Origin of the sequence: Pseudomonas sp. HB05 (genome assembly GCF_016756915.1) — a bacterium.
GTDB lineage: Bacteria > Pseudomonadota > Gammaproteobacteria > Pseudomonadales > Pseudomonadaceae > Aquipseudomonas > Aquipseudomonas alvandae.
This window is the reverse complement of the sequence record NZ_JAESPG010000017.1, coordinates 157,834-167,180: the sequence shown is the minus strand read 5'-3', so window position 1 is coordinate 167,180 and position 9,347 is coordinate 157,834. Positions and strand designations below refer to the sequence as shown.

Sequence of the window (9,347 nt, the reverse complement as noted above, 5' to 3'; positions counted from 1 at the left end):
TTTCGTTGAAGGCGTATTCACCGCCGCCGAAGTTGAAACGGTCGGAGGTGAAGGCACCACGGCCGTTCATCGACATGTCTTCCATGCTCGCGTCGTTGCGCGGGCTGTTGGCGCGGAACTGGCCGCCGTAGAGGCTCAGGCCGTTGATTTCGGTCGAAGTGACCTGGCCGCCACGGAAAGTCTGGGGCAGGGAACGACCGTCGTCGGAGCGCAGGATCGGCAGCACCGGCATCCACTCGCCGACCTTCAGTTCGGTCTTCGAGACCTTGGCCTTCAGGGCGACGCCCAGGCGACCGAAGTCATCGGCGGGGCGGCCATCGTCGTGCACCGGCAACAACTGGGTGCCCGTCGTGCCTCGACCACCGTCGAGCTTGATCGAGTAGGTCCCCAGCACGTCCACGCCGAAACCGACCACGCCTTGGGTGAAGCCGGACTTCGCGTCGAGGATGAAGCTCTGGGTCCATTCTTCGGCTTTGCCTTGGGCGGCGTTGTCGTTGGTGAAGTTGCGGTTGAAGTAGAAGTTGCGCAGGTTCAGCGTGGCCTTGGCGTCTTCGACAAACCCCGACTCCGCCGCCAGGACGGGCAGGGCGGTACTGCTCAGGGCGACGGCAATGAGGCTGGGGAACAGGTGCTGTGTGGGCTTCATGGGCGTTGTCTCTTATTTTTTGTGGACGAAGCGAGTTGTTGCCGCATCTTTTGGGTGCGAACGGTACAGTTGGGCCAGGTTGTTAAAGCGACCGAGGATCAGCCGGACGGTGCAGGGCGTGGGGACATGGCATCGAACCTGTTGTTATTGGTTTTGTGCGAGCGATGGTGAAGGGCGGCCCGGGATCGGTTCAATTGCTGTTCGCGGGTTTTGGGCGATTATCGAACGGCAAAACGACTGATTGGATGGACGCAATTCCCTGTGGGCGAGCTTGCTCGCGATGGCGGCCTGACAGCTGGCCTGGATTTTTGACCGGGTACATATCCGTTGCTGCGGTCACGGCGGCTTAGGGTTCCGCCCTTACGGCGGCTCACTTTTTTTCAGACGCCAAAAAAAGTAAGCAAAAAAGGCTTGCCCCACCACTCGGTGCCTCGCCTAGGCTCGGCATGCCCTCTCTCCGGCCTTGCTCCGTGGGCCCGCCGCGAAGGGCCATCCATGGCCCAGCGCGGCTATCCCGGCATCCATGCCGGGATGCCCACTCCACAATGCCTGCGTTCGGCCATCGTGGTTAACGGGGCGTTGAGATCAAGAGCAAGAGCAAGAGCAAGAGCAAGAGCAAGAGCAAGAGCAAGAGCATGGGGGCTTTCGCTGCACCTATGTGATAGAGCCATTGCTATCGCGAGCAGGCTCGCTCGCGAAGAGGCCGCCTCGTTCTTGATCTTGATCTTGATCTTGATCTTGATCTTGATCTTGATCTTGATCTTGATCTTGATCTTGGCGCCCCGTTAACCACGATGGCCGCACGTAGGTCTTGTGCAGTGGGTACCTCGGCATGGATGCCGAGGTAGCCGCGCTGGGCCATGGATGGCCCTTCGCGGCGGCCCACGGAGCAAGGCCGGAGTGCGGGCATGCCGAGCCTAAGCGAGGCACCGAGTGGTGGGGCGAAGCCTTTTTTGCTTACTTTTTTTGGCGTCTGAAAAAAAGTGAGCCGCCGTAAGGGCGGAACCCTAAGTAGCCGTTACCGCAGAAATGGATATGTACCCGGTCAAAAATCCAGGCCAGCTGTCAGGCCGCCATCGTCGGATCGCCGCCCGGAGCAAGCTCGCTCCCACAGGGTTGTGTGTTGAACTCGGATATTTATTAATCCTTAAAAACACGAAGCCCACCTTTCGGTGGGCTTCGTGTTTTCAGACGTCAAATCAGAACAACTTCGTTTCCGGCGCCTTCTCCGCCACCGGTTCGTTCTTGCCCGTCTCGGCATTCCAGCCACCGCCCAGGGCCTTGTACAAATTGACCTCGCTGGTCAGTTGCGCAAGGCGGTCGGTGATCAGCGATTGTTGCGCGCTGAACAACTGGCGCTGGGCGTCGAGGAAGGTCAGGTTGCTATCGACACCGATGCGGTAGCGACGCTCGGCCAGGCGGTAGTAGTCCTGGTTGGCGGCGACGAAGTCGGTCTGGGCCTGCAACTGCTCGTTGTAGGTCTGGCGCGCGGCCAGGCCGTCGGAGACTTCCTGGAACGCCGTCTGAATCGACTTCTCGTACTGCGCGACGTTGATGTCTTTCTGGATCTTGGCGTAATCCAGGCTCGCCCGCAGGCTGCCGGCGTTGAAGATCGGCAGGTTGATCTGCGGCGCGAAGGTCCAGGTGCCCGAACCGCCCTTGAACAGGCCGGACAGGTCTGGGCTCAGGGTGCCGGCGTTGGCCGTCAGGCTGATGCTCGGGAAGAACGCGGCCCGCGCGGCGCCGATGTTGGCGTTGGCGGCGAGCAGGTTGCGTTCGGCCTGGAGGATGTCCGGACGACGTTGCAGCAGGTCCGACGGCAAACCGGCCGGCACTTCGCTGAGCAGGTCATCGCTCAGCGGTTGGGTGCTCAGGTTGGCCGGCAGGCCGGTGCCCAGCAGCAGGGTCAGGCTGTTTTCATCCTGGGCCACCTGGCGGGTGTAGCGGGCCAGTTGCACGCGGGCGTTTTCCACCGCCGTGCGCGCCTGGCTCAGGTCCAGGGCCGAGGCCACGCCAACTTCGGCGCTGCGGGAGGTCAACTTCAGGCTCTGCTCGTAGGTGCCCAGGGTTTCCTGGGTCAGCTTGAGCAGTTCCTTGTCGGCCTGCCAGGTCAGGTAGGCATTGGCGACGTTGGCCACCAGGCTGATCTGCGTGCTGCGGCGGGCTTCTTCGGTAGCGAAGTAGCTTTGCAAGGCTTGCTCGCTCAAGCTGCGGACGCGACCGAACAGGTCCAGCTCATAGGCGCTGATCCCCAGTGTTGCCGAGTAGGAACTGCTGATCGCCGCTTCGCCGGTTTGCGAAGCCCGTGCCGGTACCCGCTGGCGGCTGCCGGAGCCGGTGGCCGAGACTGCCGGGAACAGGTCCGCGCGCTGGATGCGGTACTGCGCGGCGTAGGCATCGATGTTCAGCGCCGCGACGCGCAGGTCGCGGTTGTTTTCCAGGGCGACCTGGATCAATTGCTGCAGCGCAGGGTCATGGAAGAACTGCTTCCAACCCTGTTCGGCGGCAGCCTGGCCGGGCGCATTGGCTGGCTCGTAGGCCGGGCCCTGCGGGTATTGCGCCGCGACCGGTGCTTCGGGCCGCTGATAGTCGGGGATCAGCGAGCAACCGCTGAGCACGACGGCGGCGATGGTCAGGGAAAGTAGCGACTTGCTCATTGGCCAGCCTCTTTAGAAGTTTCAGGAGTGTGGTCCTGGTCGATATTCTTGCGACGACCCATCGACGACACCGTCACGAAGAACAAGGGCACCCAGAAGATTGCCAGGATGGTCGCGGTGAGCATACCGCCAATCACGCCGGTACCGATGGCGTGCTGGCTGCCCGAGCCGGCGCCGGTGGAAATCGCCAGCGGAACCACGCCGAGGACGAACGCCAGGGACGTCATGATGATCGGCCGCAGACGCATCCTACAGGCTTCGATGGCAGCTTCCATCAGGGTCCGGCCCTGTTCGTGGAGTTCCTTGGCGAACTCGACGATCAGGATGGCGTTTTTCGCCGCCAGGCCGATGGTCGTCAGCAAGCCCACCTGGAAGTACACGTCGTTGGACAGGCCGCGCAGGCTGGTCGCCATCAGCGCCCCGATGATCCCCAGGGGCACCACGAGCATGACCGCGATCGGAATCGACCAGCTCTCATACAGCGCTGCCAGGCACAGGAACACCATCAGCAGCGACAAGGCATACAACGCCGGCGCCTGGGAGCCCGACAGACGTTCCTCGTAGGACAGGCCCGTCCAGGAAATGCCGACACCGGCCGGCAGCTTCTTGGCGATGGCTTCGACTTCGGCCATGGCTTCACCGGTGGAATAGCCGGGCGCCGGGGTGCCGAGGATTTCCATCGCTTCCACGCCGTTGTAACGAGCCAGTTTCGGCGAGCCGTAGACCCACTCACCCTTGGCGAACGCCGTGAACGGCACCATGGTCCCGGCGCTGTTGCGCACATACCACTTCTGCAGGTCTTCGGGGCTCATGCGTGCGTTCGGCTGGCCCTGGACGTACACCCGTTTCACCCGACCACGGTCGATGAAGTCGTTCACATAGCTACTGCCCAAGGCAATCGACAGGGTGTTGTTGATCTCCGAGAGGGTAATGCCCAGGGCACTGGCCTTCTCGTCATCGATTTCCAACTGGTATTGCGGTTCATCGTTCAGGCCGTTTGGACGCACCTGGGCCAGTATTTTGCTCTGGGCCGCCATGCCCAGGAACTGGTTGCGGGCTTCCATCAGCTTGTCGTGACCGATGCCGGCGCGATCCTGCAGGAACACGTCGAAACCGGTGGCGTTACCCAGTTCCATCACCGCTGGCGGGGCGAAGGCGAATACCATCGCGTCGCGGAAGGTGAAGAAGTGTTGCTGGGCGCGGCCGGCGATCTTGAACACGGTGTTATCCGCGTTACGCTCTTCCCACGGCTTAAGCATGATGAACGCCAGGCCGGAGCTCTGGCCACGACCGGCAAAGTTGAAGCCGGTCACGGTGAACACCGAGGCCACGCCATCGCCTTCGCCGCCGTCCTTGCTCGGACGCAGCAGGAACTCACGCATCTTGTCCACCACCACCTGGGTACGCTCGGCGCTGGAACCGGCCGGTGTCTGCACTTGGGCAAACAGTACGCCCTGGTCTTCTTCCGGCAGGAACGCCGTCGGGATGCGGGTGAACAGCCAGACCATGCCAACCACGATGATGATGTAGGCCAGCAGGTACGGGGCCTTGTGCTTGAGCATATTGCCCACGCCGCGTTCGTAGCTCCTGACGCCACGGTCGAAGGTGCGGTTGAACCAACCGAAGAAGCCGCGTTTCGGCGTGCCGTGCTCACCCTTGGGGATTGGTTTGAGCATGGTGGCGCACAGGGCCGGGGTGAAAATCAGGGCCACCAGGACCGACAGGGCCATGGCCGAGACGATAGTGATGGAGAACTGCTTGTAGATCACACCGGTGGAGCCGCCGAAGAACGCCATCGGCAGCAATACCGCCGAGAGCACCAGGGCGATACCCACCAGGGCGCCCTGTATCTGGCCCATGGATTTCTTGGTGGCTTCCTTGGGCGACAGGCCTTCTTCGCTCATCACCCGTTCGACGTTTTCCACCACGACGATGGCGTCGTCCACCAGCAAGCCGATGGCCAGCACCATGCCGAACATGGTCAGGGTGTTGATGCTGAAGCCGAACGCCGCGAGGATGCCGAAGGTGCCGAGCAGTACCACGGGTACGGTCATCGTGGTGATGATGGTGGCGCGGAAGTTCTGCAAGAACAGGAACATCACCAGGAACACCAGTACGACCGCCTCGACCAGGGTTTCAACCACACCCTTGATCGATTCGCTCACCACCGGCGTGGTGTCGTAGGGGAACACCACTTCCAGACCTTGCGGGAAGAACGGCTTGAGGTTTTCCACGGTCTGGCGCAGGGCCTTGGCCGTGTCGAGGGCGTTGGCGCCAGTCGCCAGTCGCACCGCCAGGCCGGAGGCCGGGGCACCGTTGAACTGCGCGTTGATGCTGTAGTTCTCACCGCCCAGGGCCACATCGGCCACGTCGCCGACACGCACTTGCGAGCCGTCCGGGTTGACCTTGAGCAGGATTGCCTTGAACTGCTCGGCGGTCTGCAAGCGGGTCTTGCCGATGATGGTGGCGTTCAGTTGCTGGCCGGGCATGGCCGGCAGGCCGCCAAGCTGGCCGGAAGCGATCTGGACGTTCTGCGCGGTAATCGCCGTGCTCACATCCACCGGGGTCAGGTTGAAATTGTTCAGCTTGGCCGGGTCGAGCCAGATCCGCATCGCGTATTGGGCGCCGAAGACCTGGAAGTCACCAACACCCGCGGTGCGCGAGATCGGGTCCTGCATGTTGGACACGATGTAGTTGGACAGGTCTTCCCGGGTCATGCTGCCGTCGCGCGACACCACGCCGATCACCATCAGGAAGTTTCTCACTGACTTGGTCACGCGAATGCCCTGTTGCTGCACTTCTTGCGGCAGCAGCGGGGTGGCCAGGTTCAGCTTGTTCTGGACCTGGACCTGCGCGGTATCGGAGTTGGTGCCTTGCTCGAAGGTGGCAGTGATGGTCATGCTGCCGTCGGAGTTACTTTCCGACGATACATAACGCAGGTTGTCGATGCCGTTGAGCTGCTGCTCGATCACCTGCACCACGGTGTCCTGCACGGTTTGCGCGGATGCGCCCGGGTAGGTCACCTGGATCGCAATGGCCGGCGGCGCAATGCTCGGGTACTGGTTGATCGGCAACTTGAGGATCGACAGAGCCCCGACCAGCATGATCACCAGGGCGATCACCCAGGCGAAAATCGGACGGTCGATAAAAAATTTCGACATGGTTTACTCCCCTTTGCCGCCGGCGGCTTTATCAGCTGCCTGTGCGGGGGCCGGGTTCTTGGTATTGACGTTGGTGGCCTCGGTGGCTTTGACTTCCACGCCCGGGCGTACGAACTGCAACCCCTCGGTGATCACGCGATCGCCGGCCTTGAGCCCGTCTTCGATCAGCCATTGGCTGCCAACGGTGCGGCTGGCCTTGAGCTGACGCAGTTCGACCTTGTTGTCGGGGCCAACGACCAGGGCGGTCGGCGCACCCTTGAGGTCACGGGTCACGCCTTGCTGCGGTGCCAGGATCGCCGCGCTGTTCACGCCGGCCTGCAGTTGCGCGTGGACGAACATGCCCGGCAGCAAGGTGTGGTCAGGGTTGGGGAACACGGCGCGCAAGGTCACCGAACCAGTGGTCTGGTCGACCGAAACTTCGGAAAATTCCAGTTTGCCCTCGTGGGGATACTGACTGCCGTCTTCCAGCGTCAGCTTGACCATGGCGGCATTGTCGCCTGCCTTTTGCAGGCGCCCGCTTTCCAGCTCGCGGCGCAGTTGCAGCAGCTCGACGGAGCTCTGCGTCACGTCAACGTAGATCGGGTCCAGTTGCTGGATGGTCGCCAGGGCATCGGTCTGACCGTTGCTCACCAAGGCGCCTTCAGTCACCGAGGAGCGGCCGATACGACCGGAAATCGGCGCATAGACCTTGGTGTAGCGCACGTTGATCTGGGCAGTCTGCAGGTTGGCTTCCGACTCCAGGCGATTGGCCACGGCGGTGTCGTATTCCTGCCGGCTTACGGCCTGTTCGTTGACCAATTGCTGGTAGCGGTCGGCAATCGACTTGGTAGAGCGCAGGTTGGCCTCGGCACTCTTGAGGGTCGCCTCATAGACGGCCGGGTCGATCTGGTAGAGCTGCTGGCCGGCCTTGACGTCGGCACCTTCCTTGAAAAGGCGCTTGAGGATGATGCCGTTGACCTGCGGGCGCACTTCCGCGACGCGGAACGCACTGGTGCGGCCCGGCAGTTCGGAGGTCAGGGTAAAGGGCTGGGTCTTGAGGGTTACCACACCGACCTGGGGAGGGGGAGGCGCAGGGGCAGCCTCTTCCTTTTTGCATCCGCTGAGCAGCGATGCCAGGGCGATGGCAGTGACCAGAGCGGTAACAGCTGGCTTGAATTGCATGGAAATCCTCGGGTCCAGGCGCGTAACAGGCGCGCTCGAAGGTGGAAGGTAAAAAAGAGCAAGATAAGCAATTAGTAGGATGCTAAGAAATATACTTACGTACACGGTTGTTTGTAAACAGCCAAATTGCGTACCATCCGTATTTACAAAAGCCTTACAAAGGCCGATGCGAATCGGGGACGCATGTCGACGGGCACTGCCTCATGGATTGTCATGCTGAACCTTACGCATCGCTTATGCATCCTGATTGAGGTGTTTACTGCCATGGTCCGTCGTACCAAAGAGGAGGCTCTGGAGACTCGCAACCAGATACTCGAAGCGGCCGAAAAAGCGTTCTTCGAGCGAGGCGTGGCGCGCACCACGCTGGCTGACATCGCGACGCTCGCCGGTGTGACGCGGGGCGCCATCTACTGGCATTTCAGCAACAAGGCGGATCTGCTCCAGGCCATGCTCGATACGTTGCATGAACCGCTCGATGAGCTGGCACGCGCCAGTGAGAGCGAAGAGGAGGTCGATCCCCTGGGATGCATACGCAAACTGCTGGTGCGGTTGTTCCAGCAGGTGGCCCTGGATCCGAAAACCCGACGCATCAACGAGATTCTTTTCCATAAATGCGAGTTCACCGATGAAATGTGTGACCTGCGCCAGCAGCGGCGGCAGGTCAGCCTCGACTGTAATCTGCGTATTGCGCTGTCGCTGCGCAATGCGATGAAACGCGGCCAGTTGCCGGATGACCTGGATCCCGAAAGGGCGGCGGTGGCCATTCATGCCTACATTGACGGCATCCTCTACCAGTGGCTGCTGGCCCCCGACAGCTTCGCACTGGCAGGTGAAGCGGAGCGCTGGGTGGAAACCGGGCTGGACATGCTGCACTTGAGCCCTAGCCTGCGCAAATGAAACAAAATGCGTAATTGAGTCGGTTTGTGTCAATAGCCGATCAGGAAGTACCCCGCCGGGCATTTATCCTGGCGGGGTACTTTATATAGGCACCGCCTCAGCGTTGAAAGACGGCGCCTCGGCTATTTTGTAGGAAAATTGTTGCGTGTTTGCCAAGTCGCATCCTGCTCAGGCGCGTGCCCTGGGCCTCAGGCTTACTAACATTGGATCAGGTCGGGTTGTTGTCATCGATCGTCAGGTTAATGGTGTAGCTGAAGGGCGGTTCCAGCATTCTTTGGGTAATTACTGACCGACAGGAATATTCGCCATTCCCGGTATACGCGGTTCTGCTTTGCCAATTTGGTTTGTAGCTGGGTTCCAGGAAACCGAAAATAACTCGGGCGTCAAACAGGGTTTGCAGCTGGCAGCCGAAGTTAAAGTTGGTCATCTGATAGGTCAGAACCAGTTCAATAGGTTTTATTTCCCTCAGTGTGGGTTGCCAGCCAGCAGCGGGGTAGGTGAATTTTCTTTCATGTTTGAATTGAAACTTCATACTTGCGTCGGCGGGGACGACAGGAAAATCGTCAGGTATGGAAAACTCACCCAGAAGGTTAGTCATTTCCAGATCATGGGACGTATCGTTTATAACATTGACGATGATGTTCGTATTGGCCAAGCTGACGGCGGCCGCCAAGGGGCCCAGTAACAGGGCGAGAATCAGGTTTTTCATAAGGCTCATAGTAAGATCCCTCTAAAGAGTTTCAGGCCGCTAAAGCCTGCATAAGATAAACAGTATTTGATTATGTTTTGGGTTGGTAAAGCGTTGAGGTTGCATGTTTGTATTTT

At 60.5% G+C, this 9,347-nt stretch carries 6 protein-coding genes and 1 pseudogene; 1 reads left to right on the top strand and 6 read right to left on the bottom strand.

Translation table 11 applies throughout. The features are described 5' to 3' along the window. The 5 genes and pseudogenes from JMN22_RS16525 to JMN22_RS16510 form a co-directional block, all read right to left on the bottom strand. Window positions 1-646 (bottom strand): OprD family outer membrane porin (locus tag JMN22_RS16525; RefSeq protein ID WP_198797097.1); only part of this gene is annotated, 646 nt, incomplete at its 3' end. Between the two features lie 775 nt (window positions 647-1,421). Next, window positions 1,422-1,508 (bottom strand): annotated as a pseudogene (locus tag JMN22_RS26560) (nucleoid-structuring protein H-NS); the annotation flags it as partial. A 337-nt stretch (window positions 1,509-1,845) separates the two neighbouring features. After that, window positions 1,846-3,303, bottom strand: coding sequence for an AdeC/AdeK/OprM family multidrug efflux complex outer membrane factor (gene adeC, locus JMN22_RS16520; RefSeq protein WP_198797098.1), 1,458 nt, complete (start codon window positions 3,301-3,303; stop codon window positions 1,846-1,848). Beyond that, entirely contained in the window at window positions 3,300-6,464 is a 3,165-nt protein-coding gene (emhB, locus tag JMN22_RS16515) for an efflux RND transporter permease subunit EmhB (RefSeq protein ID WP_198797099.1), read from the bottom strand. Before emhB ends, adeC begins: the two co-directional genes overlap by 4 nt. 3 nt (window positions 6,465-6,467) lie before the next feature. Then, entirely contained in the window at window positions 6,468-7,625 is a 1,158-nt protein-coding gene (locus tag JMN22_RS16510; RefSeq protein WP_198797100.1) for an efflux RND transporter periplasmic adaptor subunit, read from the bottom strand. 264 nt (window positions 7,626-7,889) lie between these two features. Between JMN22_RS16510 and JMN22_RS16505 the strand changes: the two genes are divergently transcribed. Beyond that, window positions 7,890-8,522, top strand: a complete 633-nt coding sequence (locus tag JMN22_RS16505; protein WP_198797191.1) for a TetR family transcriptional regulator — start codon at window positions 7,890-7,892, stop codon at window positions 8,520-8,522. A 208-nt stretch (window positions 8,523-8,730) separates the two neighbouring features. On the opposite strand, the gene JMN22_RS16500 is transcribed toward JMN22_RS16505, so the two are convergent. Beyond that, window positions 8,731-9,240 (bottom strand): hypothetical protein, encoded by a 510-nt coding sequence (locus JMN22_RS16500; protein ID WP_198797101.1) that lies wholly within the window; start codon window positions 9,238-9,240, stop codon window positions 8,731-8,733. Window positions 9,241-9,347: the final 107 nt, after the last annotated feature.